This window comes from Paenibacillus sp. MCAF9 (assembly GCF_052114265.1).
GTDB lineage: Bacteria > Bacillota > Bacilli > Paenibacillales > Paenibacillaceae > Pristimantibacillus.
Window position 1 is genome coordinate 20,629 of record NZ_JBFREL010000045.1, and the last position, 16,400, is coordinate 37,028.

Here is a 16,400-nt window from a genome sequence, read left to right on the forward strand (position 1 = left end):
TTATAACTGAAGGATGGGGACTGCATGAATCATTCAAAGCTTTGGTATTCAGGGCCAGCAACGGATTGGAAGCAAGGACTGCCGATAGGGAATGGAAGAATAGGCGCGGTCATTCACGGTGGAATAGAAAGCGAAACCTGGAGTATGACAGAAATTACTTACTGGTCAGGTCAAGTGGAGCGCATTCAAGGAAACGGAAACCCGAAAGCCAATATGGAGCAGATGAGAGAGCAGTTTTTCAAGGGAAATTATAGCGAGGGAGACCGGCTTGCTAAGCAAGGGCTGCAGCCGAAGAAGCAAAACTTTGGCACAAACCTATCTGTGTGCGATATCAATTTGCGCTTCGAGCAGCAAGGAGAAGATCTTGTACGTGAGTTAAGCTTGGAAAAGGCAATCGTACAAACTTCCTATACAAGCTCTGGCGGCAAAATAACACGTGAGACGTTCGCAACGCATGCCGATAGTATTGTTGTATCGCGCATAAAGAGTGAGCTGAAAGGGGCAATATCCTTCTCGCTAAGCATTCACGGGAGAACCGGAGATTTTGCAACGACAGCTGCAGATGAAGATACTATTGGATTCCGCGGCCAAGCGACGGAAGATGTGCACAGCAACGGAAAATGTGGTGTGTTTTGTGAGGGTATGGTTAAGGTCGTTGCCGTGGGCGGCATTATCGAAACTAGTGGTAATGAAATCAAGGTATCGCAAGCGGATGAGGCGTTTATATATTTCGCGGTGAATACGGATTATGGCAGGACGGATGAGAATTGGGCTTCGGAATGCCATTCGCAAATTAACGATGCTATTGCCAAAGGTTATGAGCGCCTAAGAGCGGATCATATTGTAGATTATCGCGATTTGTACGCTCGTGTGACCCTTGATTTAGGCGATACGGCGAGTGTGAAGCTGCCAACAGACGAGCGGATGAAGCAGCTTCGGAACGGGCAGTATGATGATCCGGATTTAGTCGCTTTATTTTTCCAATACGGACGTTATCTAACGATTGCAGGCTCGCGCGAGGATTCGCCGCTGCCGCTGCATTTGCAAGGCGTATGGAACGATGGCGAAGCGAATCGCATGGCTTGGAGCTGCGACTATCACTTGGATATCAACACGGAAATGAACTATTACCCGACGGAAATAAGCAATTTGGCGGAATGCCATGTGCCTTTGATGAACTATATTGAACGTTTATCTGTCGCAGGCAGGCAAGCGGCTCAGGATTTCTACGGAAGCGAGGGATGGGTGGCGCATGTGTTCTCGAATGCTTGGGGCTTCTCGGCTCCGGGCTGGGAGACGGGCTGGGGACTGAATGTAACAGGCGGATTATGGATTGCGATGCATTTGAAGGAGCATTATGAGTATGGGCTTGACCGTGATTTCCTAATGAAGCAGGCGTATCCCGTTATGAAGGAATCGGCGATCTTCTTCCTTGATTATATGACTGTGCACCCTACTTATGGCTGGCTCGTAACCGGACCATCCAACTCGCCGGAGAACAGCTTTTATCCGAGCGGCAGCAAGGATGAAGCTCAGCAGCTGTCGATGGGGTCGACGATGGACCAGCAGCTGATATGGGATTTGTTCACCTTTTGCCTAGAGTCGGCGAAGCTGCTGCAAATGGATTCTGAATTCCAAGAGAAGCTGGAGCAAGCATTATTGCTGATGCCGCCTCTCATGATCGGGAAAAAAGGACAGCTGCAGGAGTGGCTCGAGGATTATGAGGAGGCGCAGCCGGAGCATCGCCACCTTGCTCATTTATTTGGCTTATACCCGAGCAATCAAATTACGCCGCGGAAGACGCCGGAGCTGAGTGCTGCCGCTAAGCAAACGTTGATTGGCCGGATGCAGACCGATGAGCTGGAGGATATTGAATTTACAGCTGTACTGTTCGCCACCGGCTTCTCCAGATTGTACGAAGGAGATCGCGCGCTAAAGCATATCACTCATTTAATTGGAGAGCTGTGCTTCGATAATATGCTGACCTATTCCAAGGCGGGTGTAGCCGGAGCGGAGACGAATATTTTTGTTATCGACGGCAATTATGGCGGAACCGCGGCGGTAGCGGATCTGCTCCTTCAAAGCCAGCCGGGCGAAATTCACTTGCTTCCAGCGCTTCCCGCTGTCTGGAACAAAGGTTCATACGAAGGACTGCGTGCCAAAGGAAATGTAGAGGTTGACGTCTCATGGGAAAATGGCGTGCTGACTGAAGCGACGATTCAAGCTTTCTCTGCAGGGGAAACGGTCGTAAGATTCGGTGAGCAGGAAGTGCAAGTTTCTTTGATTCCCGGCCACGTCTATCGATTTGATAAAGACTTGAAAGCTCTAGTACAGCAAGAAGCTTAAACGGAATGTGCCTAGTTAGTGAATAAGACAACTACTTGTTTTTAATAGTAGTTGTCTTTTCGCGTCAGTAAGTTATTATAAATGAGCGAAGCTCTTTCGTTGCTTCTAGGCTTCTGTACTGCCTATGTTATGAAAGCGCTAACAATCAAGAGAGGTGGGTTGACCGTGCCAAAGTATTCAACCATTTTCCGTAAATTTCTCATATCATATCTTATTATTTTGGTCATTCCAAGCATAGCGGGTTACGTTTCCTATCGTACTTCAATCTCGGTGACACAATCCATTTCCATTGAGAATAGCGTCACATTGCTGCAGCGGAGCCAGGATATTTTGGAGAGAAGGATGGTTGAGGTTGAGGGCTTCACAAGGCAGCTCGCTTTGAATCCTGATTTAAATAAATTAATGAATGAGCAGAAAAAAGGCGACATCGTCAACGTTTATGGCATTTGGAGCATGGTGAGACAGGTAACGCCGTTTAGCCAGACAAATGATTTTTTGCAAAACTATTTTATCTACTTAAATAACTATGATGTGATTTTTACGCAGGGCTCCGCCTATTTCCGTCCCGAACATTATTATCAGAACTTTCATTATAACGATCTTACGCTCGGGGAATGGAAGGAAACAGTACTGGACAAAACTCACCGAAGTGAAATTATGCCTCTCAGCTCCTTTACCAGCAATGCCAAACAATCCTCCGTCGTTACGTATATGCAGTCGCTCCCTTTGGACAGCTTTAGCGGCTCATCACCTGCCACTGTGGTCGTCATGATTGATGAAGAAAACATATCCAGCCTGCTCGCGGGAGTAGAGGATCGTTACGGCGGCTGGGCTCATATTAGCGATGCGCAAGGGAATACAGTTGGACTGCGCGGAATTAGCGAGGAAAATGCCAAGCTGCTGTCTTCGGATTCACGCCTCATCCAAGACAAAGTTAGTCAATTTTATAATAATGATCTCGTCATTACGATTCATTCCGAAAAAAATGGTTGGACCTATCGAGCGGGAATTCCAAAGCAGGTGCTGATGGAAAACGCAAATCAAATTAAACATATTACTTGGCTGGTGACAGGCATCGCTTTACTTCTCGGCCTGCTGGCTGGTCTTCTCCTGTCCTACCGAAACAGCGCACCAATGAATAGGCTGCTTACGGTGATGAAGGAGCAGTTCGGCAAGGATGGCATCACGGGCCGAAACGAATATGATTTTTTGCAGGGAAACATATCGAGCATCATTACGAGCAATCGCCACCTGGAGACGGAATTAAAACGTCAGCTTCCTTTAGTTAGAGATGGTTTCTTGAAACGGTTAATTGCTGGGGAGTTTCACACCACTGAGGAAATTACGGCAGCGGCTGTACAGGCGGATACGAGGTTTGATGCGAATGAGGGATATGTCGGTATTTTGCAGATTAATGGATACTCCGGCATGGACAACGTAGAAATACTGAACGAGCTGTATGCAGCAAGACTCATTTTGAAAAAGGCGTTAATCGATCTGGACAGCCAGCTGCATATGACGGATCTTGGCTCGGATCGAATTGTGACGATTATAACGACCATGGAAGGGGAGTATGGAGTCGAAGCAGCTAAGCTGCGAATGAGTCATAATCTTGAGAAGCTGTCCGATATCGCCTATAGGGAGTATAAGATTTCGGTCACTGCAGCATTCGGAGATGCGTTCACGACTATTCTTGACGTCAGCCATTCCTATGAGCAAGCGAAACAAACGATCGAATATGCCGAGTTTAACAGCAAAAAGAGCTTCGTATGGTTTACGGACTCTAGGCTTGAAACAGCGACATATTATTATCCAATGGACATTGAGCAGCGTTTGATTAGCACTATTCGTGCGGGAGATTCGGATGAGGCAAAGCGGATGGTACATTCGGTTATGAATATTAATATGGAAAATAAGCAGCTTTCTATCGAGATGAAGCAGCAGCTGATCGGCGAGCTGAAGGGTACGCTGCTTAAGCTGCTGGACCAGAAAACGTTCATGGAATCTGATTTGCTGCATGCGTTGAAAAATCAAATCATCGGCATTCAAGCTTCTAATCCAATGGCGGCTATTCAGGAGGAGATCATCGGTATTGTAGAAGCATTATGCAGCGTCATCAACAGTAAAAAAAATCATGTTCATATTCAAACCGTCGAGGAAATTAAGCAGTTTATTGCTGAGGCTTATGGCGACTCTGAGATGACCTTATACCGCATTGCAGAGCGGGTGGAGCGGCCGGAGAAATACATTTCTCAATTGTTTAAAGAGGTTACGGATATAAATGTCTCTGACTATTTGGAGATGATTCGTATAGAGCAGGCTTCCTCCTTATTACGGACGAACGCTTATACTGTTGATGAAATCGCTGCTCGCGTCGGGTACAACAGCTCTCATTCGTTCCGAAGAGCCTTTAAGCGAGTCATGGGCGTTGCGCCAAGCTCATATCGACAATCGATCGAAGTGTAAGCGTTCAGCGCAGTTACCGATAAGGAGAGGGTTTGAATGAAGAAAAGAATCGCTGGTCTATCTGCGCTTATGCTTCTTGTAGTTTTACTGCTTGCCGCATGCTCGCAAAGCAATGAGCCAGCTCATACGGATGCAGCTTCGCTTGCTTCCATAGACAAGCCGGTCGAGATTAATGTTTTCGCCCAGCAGGATACCAGCATTGATTTGAAAACAAATGATTTTACGAGGCTGCTTGAAAATAAATTTAATGTCAAATTTAATTGGGACATTATTTCGATGGACGGCGCGAAGGAGAAACGGCAAATTTCACTTGCAAGCGGCGATTTTCCTGATGCTTATATTTTAACGGCCTACATTGACCAGTTCACACAATCCGATTTGTTGAAGTATGGCAAGCAAAGCGTATTTCTGCCGTTAAATGAGCTCATAGAGCAATATGCGCCGAACATTAAAGCCGCGATGGAGAAAGATCCGAAGCTTAGAGCTTTGAATACGGCACCTGATGGCAATATTTATGGGCTTGTTGCTTATAGTGAATGCTTCCACTGCTCCTATCCAAACAAAATGTGGGTAAACACGAAGTGGCTTCAGCGATTAGGGCTTGATATGCCCAAAACGACAGACGAATTCAAAGAGATGCTGAGAGCGTTCAAGCAAAACGACCCGAACGGAAATGGTTTATTGGATGAAGTTCCGCTGAGCGGCTCGACGGAAGATTTTGGCGTTCATATTGTTCCTTATTTGATGAATGGCTTCATTTATGATGACGACCGCAATTATTTATTTATGAATAATGGGAAGGTGGATACAGCGGCCAATAAGCCGCAATGGAAGGAAGGGATTGCCTATATTAAGTCACTTTATGAAGAGGGCTTAATTGATCCGGGAGCCTTTATTCAAAATGCCGAGGCGTTAAAAAAAGCTGGAGACAATGCAAATGCCGACATTCTCGGCGCAGCTGCAGCCATGCATCCTGCTATCTTCGTGAGTGAGCGAACGAAGGATTATGCACCGCTGCCGCCGCTTGCGGGGCCGTATGCTTCCTATGCTACCTTTGCCAGCGGAGGAATATCACCGGGTGCTAAATTTGTCATTACGAATAAGGCGAGCAAGGAAGCGCAAATTGCCTTAATTCGAATGGTTGACTACATGTACACGCCGGAAGGACAAACGCTAGCGCAGTCAGGTCTTGAAGGCGTAGGCTGGCGAAAGCCGGCAGCTGGCGAGGTGGCGCTTGGTGAAGGGCTGGAGCCCAAATTTGCGACACTGATCCCTATCGAAAGCACTGAGCAAAAGAACACCGGCTGGAGCGGGATGGCGCATTTCTACATGCCAAGAGATTATCGAGACAGCTGGGTCGCAAGCAAAGACATATACGCGCCCGACGGCTATGAGCGAAGGCTTATTGAAGCGACACTGCTGTATGAGGGACATGAGCCAGACGAAATGTTTCCGGTGTGGAACATTTGGCTTGATTCGGCACGAGCGGATGAAGTGGGGATGCTGAGCACAAACTTGATGAATTACATCGATCAAAGCATGCTTCAATTTATTACCGGCAACTTGGATTTGGATAGGGATTGGGATACTTACGTGAGTGGACTGGAGAATATGCAGGTCGATCGTTTTATTGAAATCATGCAAAAAGCATATGACCAAAACAGACCTATGCACTAGAAATGCATAAGAAAGAACCCGACTGCTTGGGGCAGTCGGGTTTTTTGGCGTTTCTAAGCAGCAATCCTGAAAATTGTACGCCGCTGCGGCGATTTGCCCCCTGAAAACAGGGGTTATTGTACGTTAAAAGACGCAAATGTACCTGTTTGGATAATGTGGATTTCTACTATGATCATCGTATAGAAAGCGCTGTCATTTCATCGGCCATTAGCTACCTAGGGGGGATTGTTCTGGAAAAAGAGATTGTATTGAATAACAAGCTGTTGAAGCAAAAGAGCAAGCGCAGCCTTGCGGATGAAGCGAGCAGAAGCTTCAAGAAGCATTGGCAGCTGTACCTTATCATTATACCGCCTGTATTGTTTTTTCTTATTTTTAAATATTACCCGATGCTGAATGCGGTGCTTGCCTTTAAGGATTACAACGTCATTAAAGGCATTTGGGGCAGCGAATGGGTCGGGCTCAAAAACTTCAGGCTTTTCTTTGAAAATCCGATGTTCTGGACGCTGGTCAAGAACACCATATACGTCAGCGGTTATTTATTGCTCGCGGGGTTTCCGATTCCAATTTTTTTGGCATTGATGCTTAATGAAGTGCGAAATGGCCGTTTCAAACGGCTTGTACAGCTGGTCACCTTCGCTCCTTATTTCATATCTACAGTCGTTATGGTATCGATCATTATGATGTTTCTGGCGCCGCGGCTTGGCTTTGTGAATGTGGCTTTGAACTACTTCGGAATGGAATCGGTCAACTTCCTTGGTGAAGCCAGCATGTTCCGATCGATCTTTGTTTGGTCGGATATTTGGCAGACGGCTGGTTATTCTGCGGTCATTTATTTGGCGGCGCTTGCGGGCATCGATCCTACGCTTTATGAGGCTGCCAAAGTGGATGGCGCATCACGATTTCAGAAAATCGTCCACGTTGATTTGCCGGGTATTTTGCCGACCATTACGATCATTCTCATTTTAAATGTAGGCAGCGTAATGGCGATTGGCTTTGAGAAAATTTATTTGCTGCAAAATCAGCTCAATATCGTTAATTCCGAAATAATCGCCACATACGTGTACAAAATTGGGCTCTTAAATGCCAATTACAGCTTCGCTACAGCAGTAGGCTTGTTTAATTCATTCATCAATCTCTTGCTGCTGTTCACGGTTAACGGTTTGGCCAAACGGTTTATGAAATCAAGCATTTGGTAAAAGGGGAGTGCGCCTATGGCATCAACGAAGATAGCATCGCAGGCACCAATCAGACAAACGATTAAGGATTCAACAGGCGATAAGATTTTTTTGTTCATTATTTATGCCATATTGGCGGTTGTGTTGATCGCGGTTATTTATCCGCTCATTTATATTATCAGCAGCTCGATCAGCAGCCCGGCAGCCGTTACTTCCGGCCGTGTTTGGCTGTGGCCCGTTGATATTTCCTTTAAGGGCTTTAAGGTTCTGTTCGATACGCCGGAAATTATGAGAGGGTACGGGAACTCGCTATTTTATACCGCAGCAGGAACGTTGATTAGCGTAGCGCTTACGGTCATGATTGCGTATCCGATGTCGCGTAAATCCTTTTTTGGCCGCAGCGTCATTATGATGCTCATTACGTTCACCATGCTCTTCAGCGGCGGTTTGATTCCGACGTACATGGTGGTGAAGGAGTTTGGCATGATCGATTCGCGTTGGGCGCTGCTCATTCCGAATGCGGTTTGGGTATGGCAGGTGATTATTGCACGCTCCTTCTTCCAGTCGTCCATTCCAGACGAATTGTTTGAAGCAAGCGAGATCGATGGCTGCAGCGACATCAGATTTATGCGAAGTGTGGTTATTCCGTTATCTAAGCCCATTCTTGCGGTGCTTTTCCTAATGTACGGCGTAGGTCAATGGAATGCCTACTTCGATGCCTTAATCTATCTCAAATCAGCGAAGTTGTTTCCGCTTCAGCTCGTTCTGAGGAGCATCATCATTATGAACAACAGCGCAAGCGTAACGGATGCCTTGAAGCAAGTGGAAAGGCAGCAGCTGTCAGAGCTGCTTAAATATTCGCTGATCGTAGTAGCTACGCTGCCAGTTCTTATTATTTATCCTTTCGTACAGCGTTATTTCGTACAAGGGATGCTTGTTGGCTCAGTCAAAGGCTAACCGGAAAGAGGCAGAAACTGCGCTGGTTTGCATGAGAGGAGGTGGTTCATTTGTAGTGTGATTGCAATGCAAAAGTATGGCACAAATCGAAAAAGGGAGCGATACATTTGAAAAAGAGACTCGTAAGTTTGCTCGCAATCATGCTGATGATCAGCTTGGTGCTTGCCGCGTGCTCGAATAATAAAGGAACTTCCAACACGAATAAGGCAACAAATACGCCAAAGGCACAATCGGAAGAGACGGGAGCAACCGCACCGGTTGAAATTACGATTTTTGCGGTACAAGAGCCGAATATCGATATGGCAACGAATAAATTCACCAAATTTGTAGAAGAAAAATTCAACATAAAACTTAAATTTGAAACGACACCTCCGGATGGCGCGAAGGAAAAACGTCAAATTTCATTAGCGAGCGGGGATTACCCGGATGCGTATATGCTTCCTGGCTATATTGATCAATTCACGCAGGCTGATGTTGTGAAGTACGGAAAGCAAGGGGTGCTGGTGCCTCTGAACGATCTGATCGAGCAATATGCGCCAAACATTAAAGCTGCCATGGAAAATAACTCTGACTTAAGAGCGTTCAACACGGCACCCGATGGCAATATTTACGGACTTGTCGCTTACAGCCAGTGCTTCCACTGCTCGTATCCGAACAAAATGTGGTTGAATACGAAATGGCTGGATAAATTGCAGCTGGAAATGCCAAAAACGCCTGAAGAGTTTAAAGCTGTATTGAAAGCATTCAAAACACAAGATCCAAACGGCAATGGCATTGCCGATGAAGTGCCGCTCAGCGGTTCAATTGAGGACTTTGGCGTACGCGTCATTCCATTCCTCATGAATGGTTTTGTCTATGACGATGACCGCAATTACTTGAATCTAACCAATGGCAAAGTAGAGTCGGCTGCGCTTAAGCCGGAATGGAGAGAAGGCTTAACGTATATTAAATCGTTATACGATGAAGGCTTAATCGATCCGGGCGCCTTTGCACAAAACGCGGAAGCCTTCAAAAAAATTGGCGAAAATGGCGATGCTCAAATTTTGGGCGCTGGGGCCGGCATGCATCCTGCTATCTTCGTAAATATCGATGTAGGCAACAAAAACTCAGCTGATTACAACCCCGTACCTCCGCTTACAGGACCACATGGCTCGTTCGCGACTCATGATGGCGGCGGCGTTGCGCCGGGAGCAAAATTTGTAATCACAAATAAAGCATCTGAAGAACAAAAAATTGCGCTTATTAAATTGGTGGATTACATGTTTACAGAAGAAGGACAAACGAACGGCGCTTCCGGCATGGAAGGCATCGACTGGAGAAAGCCGAAGGAAGGCGAGGTAGCGCTTGGAGAAGGCGTTACACCGAAGGTAGCAACGATTCCTGCGGTTGAAGGCGAAGCCCCTCGTAATGCAGGCTGGAGCGGAACGGCTCACTTCTACATGCCAAGGGAATACCGAGACAGCTGGGTTCAAGGTACGGATATTTATGATTCCGCCAACTATGAGCGCAGATTGTACCAAGCGACGCTTCTGTACCAAGGCCACGAGCCGAAGGAGCTTTTCCCATTGTGGGCAATTTGGATTGATTCAGCGGAAATCGATGAGGCAAGCATTTTGCAAACAAACATTAAGTCGTTTATTGAGCAAAATGCGCTTCAATTCATTACCGGAAACAAATCGCTGGAGAAGGATTGGGACGGTTACGTGAAGGGACTCAAGGATCTCAAGATCGATCGTTATCTCGAAATTTTGCAAAAAGCATACGACCAATCATTTAAATAATAGTGATTTCAAAGGATCAGGTTCTTTATTGCGAGATAAAAGCCTGATCCTATTTCATAAACAAAGGAGCTAAATAATGACGCAAATAATGAAGAAATCACGCTTGTGGCTGCTAATCGTTGTGTTGATTACAGCGCAGCTGGGAATCGTGATACCAAAAACAGATGTTGCGGAGGCGGCGAATAATGGATTAGCTGCGAAGCCATATATGGGCTGGAGCAGCTACAGCTTGCAGGTTTATACGGGCAATGGTCAGTGGATTAACGCAGACAATATAAAAGCGCAATCGGATGCCATGCATGAGAAGCTCCAGCCTTATGGCTACGAGTATATTAATATCGATGCGGCATGGAATGGCGGAATGGACGAGTATGGGCGGCCAATCCCAAGTACAACTTTATATCCAAATGGCTTTCAAGAGGTGATCGATTACGTCCATGCGAATGGGCAAAAGATCGGCTTGTATGGCATTCCAGGTTTATCGCCGCAAGCTTATGATCAGGATCTGCCGATCTATGGCGCTCCCGGCTGCTCGATGAAGGACATCGCGGCTCAGCCGATTCAGGAGTCGGATTATTGGGGGCTTGGCTACAAAATAGATTTCAGCCAGCCATGCGCGCAGAGCTACATAAATTCAATTGCCGATCTTTACGGAGAATGGGGCATCGACTTTTTGAAATTTGACAGCGTGACGCCAGGCTCAGGCATTTCTGACCTTTCGCTGGATGCGCGTGACGATGTAAAGGCTTGGTCGCAGGCGCTGGCTCCCCACCAAATTTGGCTGGAGCTTTCCTGGGCGCTTGATATCAAATACATCGATTACTGGAAGCAGTATGCAAACGGATGGCGTGTGGACTGGGACATCGAATGCTACTGCGGCAACGGAGGTTTAACGGCTTGGCCTAATATCGCTAGGTTATTCCCGAAAGCAGAACAGTTCTGGCGTCATGCAGGTCCAGGCGGCTGGAATGATTTTGATTCATTGAATATCGGAAATGGAACAATGGATGGCATCACGAAGGACGAGCGGATGTCGGCGATGTCGTTTTGGGCGATTTCATCGGCGCAATTATACATCGGCAATGACATGACAAATTTGGACGATTACGGCATTGAGCTGTTGACGAATGAAGAAGTAATCGCGGTCAATCAGGCTGGCAGGCCGGGGCATCCTGTATCGACAGCGACGGAGCAGCAGGTGTGGTATGCGAATAATGGTGATGGAAGCTATACGGTTGGGCTCTTTAATCTTGGAAGCTCTGCTGCGACGGTTAACGTGAATTGGAGTGATATTGGCATTACCGGTCCAGCCACTGTCCGTGATCTGTGGAGCCATGAGGATTTGGGCTCATTTGCGACTGGATACAGTGATGAAAATTTGGCTTCCCATGCTTCGCGTCTATTCAAGGTAGTGGCACAGGATGGAACAGCAGCTGCTAATGACGACGATACCGGAATGAAATATTCGGGCCATTGGGTTCGTGGCGGCGGGCAGGAACTAGTCGGAGACAAGCAAAATCTCATTATTGATGTAAGGGATAACACAGCGCAAAACAGCAGCATTAGCCCATCTGCGGCAAGCTTTAATAAGAAGACTTCGGAGCAGGCTGATGCTGCGACGGTAATGACGCTGAACGGAAATACATTGAATAGTATCACTAACAATGGAACGGTACTGGTGTCCGGTACGGATTACACCATATCAGGTGATACCGTTACGATTAAAAAAGAGTATCTAGCAGCAAGACAGGCAGGCATCACGAATTTAACGTTTGCGTTTAGCGGCGGAGCATCACAGAGCTTTGCCATAACCGTAACCGACACGACAATAAGGGATAGCAGGGTTACTCCTGCAACAGTGAGTTTTGATAAGAAGCTGTCCACTCAAGCTGATATTACGCTTACGGCCTCGTTAAACGGCAATGAATTAACGGGCGCTGCGCATGAAGGAAACGCTTTGGCAATTGGCACGGACTACACCGTATCGGGAAGCCAGCTGACGATTAAGAAGGAGTATTTAGCCGGGCTTCCTACTGGAACGACAGCGTTATCCTTTTCATTCAGTGCAGGAGCGGAGCAGCATGTTTCCTTAGTCGTAAGGGATACATCTGTAGGCGGCTCGATTTCTATCAATGATGATCATCCTTCTATTGTCTATACAGGCGGCTGGAACCGTAGCTATAACCGCGGACTTGGCGATTATATGGATGATGTGCATTATGCGGAGGCGAACAACAACGATTATTTTGAGTACACGTTTACGGGAACGGGCATTGAATTCATTACCGAGCTGGACCCTTCACAAGGTGAAATTGACATCTATGTGGACAACGTATTCCAGCGAACGATCAGCACCTACAACATCGGAAGGCTGGCACAGCAGCCAGTATTCAACATAACAGGACTCACTAGCGGAACCCACACGCTTAAAGCAGTGAAGAAGTCTGGTTACTTCCTGCTGCTTGATAAGCTGAGAATTAGTGTACCGGATTTAATTAGCGCGAGCAGTGGAATGTTTGATAAGGCTGATGGGGAGCAGGCTGATTTTACTCTTTCGACAACAGTTAATGGAAGCAGCCTAAGCAGTATTACAGATGGTTCAGGAGCCTTGATAGCGGGCACGGATTATACGGTTGATGGCAATGTGGTGACGCTTAAAAAGGAATATTTGGCGGCACAGCCTCTTGGGACTGCGAGCTTGATCTTTACCTTTGATGGCGGAGCGACGCAGACGTTAGCGATTGCTGTAAGTGATTCATCTGCTGCAAACAGCACAATTAACCCAGTCACAGCTAGCTTCAATAAGAAGGCAGATATGCAAGCAGATATCGCAACAACGTTAACGCTGAATGGAAATACGCTTGTCGGTATTTCGAATGGCATAACGACGTTGGCGGCAGGCAGCGATTATATCGTTTTGGACGATACAGTCACGATTAATAAAGCGTATCTGGCTTCATTGCCGCTCGGCATGGTGAATCTAAGCTTTAGCTTTGATCACGGAATGGCCCAGACTTTATCCATCGCCGTAAGCGATACAACAGGTCAGAACAGCACAATGGTCCCAAGCGCATTAAGCTTCGACAAAAGAGCGAATGCACAAGCGGATATTTGGACGAAGCTCACCTTTAACGGAAACAGCTTGAGCGGTATTGCTGATGGTGTGGCGGCTTTGCAGGCAGGCGTCGATTATCAGTTGTCGGGCGACCAGCTTACGATTAAGAAGGAATTCCTTGCGGCCAAGCCAAATGGAATGACCAATCTGACGTTGTCTTTTAGCGGTGGAGCTGCGCAAATACTGGCTATCGCAGTAAGCGATACGTCTAGAGGCCGCTATGTATCTATTAATAATGATGATAGCGGAATCTCTTATAAGGGTGCATGGCAGCATGGAAGAAACCGTGGATTAGGCGATTACAAGGATGATGTCCATTACACGGAGGCGAACAACGATTATTTTGAATATGCCTTTGAGGGAACAGGCATTGAGATCGTAACGGAGAAGGATTCCTCGCAAGGGGATATCGATGTTTATGTGGATGACGTGTTTAAGCAAACGATCAGCACGTACAATACTAGCCGGCAAATTAGGCAGACGGTTTATAGTATTGTGGGATTGTCTGAAGGGACACATAAGATTAAGGTCGTTAAGAAATCCGGGTATTATATGCTGTTAGACCAATTACTGTTTAGAGTTGCAGATATGATTAGTCCGGATGCTGCAAGCTTTGACAAGACAGCGCAAGCCGATGTAACGACAACGCTTAGCATTGATGGCAGCAATCTGCTTGGTATTACGAATGGATCTGCAACGCTTGCGGCGGGCAGTGATTACACGATATCGGGTAGTGTGATTACAGTTAAAAAAGAATATCTTGCCGCACAGCCGGATGGAGCGTTGAGCTTAGCCATTTCCTACAAAGGCGATTATCAAAATGACCTGCACGCTACGGAGACGGATGGCGATTATGTTGAATATTCATTCACTGGAACCGGCATAACATTAATTGCTCCGAAGTCAGCTTCTCAAGGTGACATAGACGTCTACGTTGACGATGTATTTAAGGAAACAGTAAGCGCGCATCATGCGAGCAGACTAACCCAGCAAGCGGTGTACAGCATATCTGGGCTAGCAAATGGCGTTCATACGATTAAGGCGGTTAAAAAATCCGGCGAGTATATGCTGGTGGATGGTGTGAAGTTTGAGGTGAATGCGGCGACGTTGCCATCTGCGACGCCAACAACAGCGCCTTCGGCAACGCCGTCAGCAACGCCAACGGCAACAGCAACAGCAACAGCAACACCGTCAGCAACGCCGTCAATAACACCGTCAGCAACACCGTCAGCAACACCGGAAGAAACAATAGCGCCGACGCCGTCGGCAACGCCATTGATAACACCAACATCGGCACCTGTAACCACGAGTGCTCCAGCTAAGGAACTTATCACGATTGATGTTGAAAATGCCGCTAAGGTTGTAATCACGCGTACGACACAAGCGGATGGCAAGAAAACGGATGATGTGCCGATTACTGTTGATCAAGCGCAAAAAGCTGTAGACAGCGTCACAGCAGCGGGACACAAATTGGTTAATATCACGATTCCTGATACGAAGGATGAGGTAATGCTAACTTCTGTCACTCTACCGAAGGAAGCAAATAAAGTGTTCGCAGATGCAAAAATTGATTTAGGAATATCGACAGAAAACGTTAAGATAATGGTGGCTAGCGGCTTGCTTCAGTCATCACTGGAGGATCTGTTCATTCGTTTAACACCGGTTTCGGAGGCAGCAAAGAAGCAGGAAATTGCGGGTCGAGCGAATAAAGAAGCGATGTTAAGGATCGTTGCAGGAAATAAAGAGGCATCTATAATAGGCCGTCCGATGAGCATTGAAACGAATATGCCAAAAGGCAATGTAACCCTCATTTTGCCTTTGAAGGATGTGACGCTGAGCGAAGCAGACCGGAAGGACCTGGCTGTATATATCGAGCACAGCGATGGAACAAAGCAGCTGCTGAAGGGCATTATCGTACCGTTTAACGACAAGGGCGAGATGGGCCTTCAATTCACAGTCGATAAATTCAGTCTTTTTTCACTCGTCCATGTGGAAGACTTAGCCGATTCTAGCTTGGGTGCCGCTTATATGAATGGTTATGGGGATGGTACATTTAGGCCGGAAAATAAGATTACTCGTGCTGAGATGGCGGTTATTCTGTCAAGAATCGTTAAGCAGGAAGCAACTGCGGCGGACATTCCTTATAATGATGTTCTCGCAGGCAATTGGGCAAAGGATGCGATTTCGAAAGTAACAAAAATGGGCTTAATGCAAGGATATGAAGATGGAACGTTTGGTGCTGAAAAAGCAATGACACGCGCTGAAATGGCGAAGCTTATATCCACACTTATCGGTGCTGCACCAAAGACTGGAGCAGGATTTACCGATATTTCGACTCATTGGGCGAAGGCAGCTATTCTAAATGTGCAAGCCGCTGGAATCACTAATGGTTATGCGGATGGAAGCTTTAAGCCTAATAACGCGCTGACACGTGCTGAAGCAGTCAGCATGATCAACAAAGTACTCGGCAGAGGCAATCTAGTCGGTGTAACCTCATCCCCGTGGAAGGATGTTACTAGCAAGCACTGGGCTTATGGCGATATTTTAGCGGCATCGGTTAAGTAGCAGAAAGAGGTGTCCAAAAAGAGTTAAACTCGCTGAAGAGATATTTCAATTTAATTAAAAATCAAATGAATATTGAATAAATGGCGACACAGGAACCGATTCCAGTGCCGCCATTTTTCTGTTTTGGTCTATTTTATGTTTGCTTAAATAAATGGTAGGCGATTGAGGTGGGAAATGGAGCTGTAAGCACGCATAGGTTCTTACAGCGAGAGAAAAGGCTAGGTTTGTTGTCTGTAAGAACAAATATGCGCTTACAGAGTTGCGGCAGCGTTTGTTTGAGGTGGAAATGGAGCTGTAAGCACGCATAGGTTCTTACAG

General features: G+C 46.7%; 7 protein-coding genes. All 7 read left to right on the forward strand.

Annotated elements, in window-relative coordinates:
• Positions 1-24: 24 nt before the first annotated feature.
• The 7 genes from AB4Z45_RS31230 (at position 25) to AB4Z45_RS31260 (ending at position 16,082) form a co-directional block, all read left to right on the forward strand.
• A complete protein-coding gene (locus AB4Z45_RS31230) occupies positions 25-2,346 on the forward strand; it encodes a glycoside hydrolase family 95 protein (RefSeq protein ID WP_441913397.1) in 2,322 nt (773 codons plus the stop codon).
• Positions 2,347-2,511: 165 nt separating this feature from the next.
• Positions 2,512-4,812 (forward strand): AraC family transcriptional regulator, encoded by a 2,301-nt coding sequence (locus AB4Z45_RS31235; protein ID WP_441913399.1) that lies wholly within the window; start codon positions 2,512-2,514, stop codon positions 4,810-4,812.
• Between the two features lie 36 nt (positions 4,813-4,848).
• Positions 4,849-6,489, forward strand: a complete 1,641-nt coding sequence (locus tag AB4Z45_RS31240) for an extracellular solute-binding protein (RefSeq protein WP_441913401.1) — start codon at positions 4,849-4,851, stop codon at positions 6,487-6,489.
• A gap of 242 nt (positions 6,490-6,731) precedes the next feature.
• Entirely contained in the window at positions 6,732-7,685 is a 954-nt protein-coding gene (locus AB4Z45_RS31245) for an ABC transporter permease (RefSeq protein ID WP_441913409.1), read from the forward strand.
• Between the two features lie 15 nt (positions 7,686-7,700).
• Positions 7,701-8,621: a carbohydrate ABC transporter permease gene (locus AB4Z45_RS31250; protein WP_441913403.1), complete on the forward strand. Its 921-nt coding sequence runs from the start codon at positions 7,701-7,703 to the stop codon at positions 8,619-8,621.
• Positions 8,622-8,728: 107 nt separating this feature from the next.
• A complete protein-coding gene (locus AB4Z45_RS31255) occupies positions 8,729-10,402 on the forward strand; it encodes an extracellular solute-binding protein (protein WP_076270350.1) in 1,674 nt (557 codons plus the stop codon).
• Positions 10,403-10,478: 76 nt separating this feature from the next.
• Entirely contained in the window at positions 10,479-16,082 is a 5,604-nt protein-coding gene (locus AB4Z45_RS31260) for a X2-like carbohydrate binding domain-containing protein (RefSeq protein ID WP_441913405.1), read from the forward strand.
• Positions 16,083-16,400: the final 318 nt, after the last annotated feature.

Excerpts from the sequence above, each read along its gene's own strand:
- AB4Z45_RS31260 (WP_441913405.1), top strand. The coding sequence starts at position 10,479 with ATGACGCAAATAATGAAGAAATCACGCTTGTGGCTGCTAATCGTTGTG.
- AB4Z45_RS31230 (WP_441913397.1), top strand. The coding sequence starts at position 25 with ATGAATCATTCAAAGCTTTGGTATTCAGGGCCAGCAACGGATTGGAAG.
- AB4Z45_RS31240 (WP_441913401.1), top strand. The coding sequence starts at position 4,849 with ATGAAGAAAAGAATCGCTGGTCTATCTGCGCTTATGCTTCTTGTAGTT.
- AB4Z45_RS31250 (WP_441913403.1), top strand. The coding sequence starts at position 7,701 with ATGGCATCAACGAAGATAGCATCGCAGGCACCAATCAGACAAACGATT.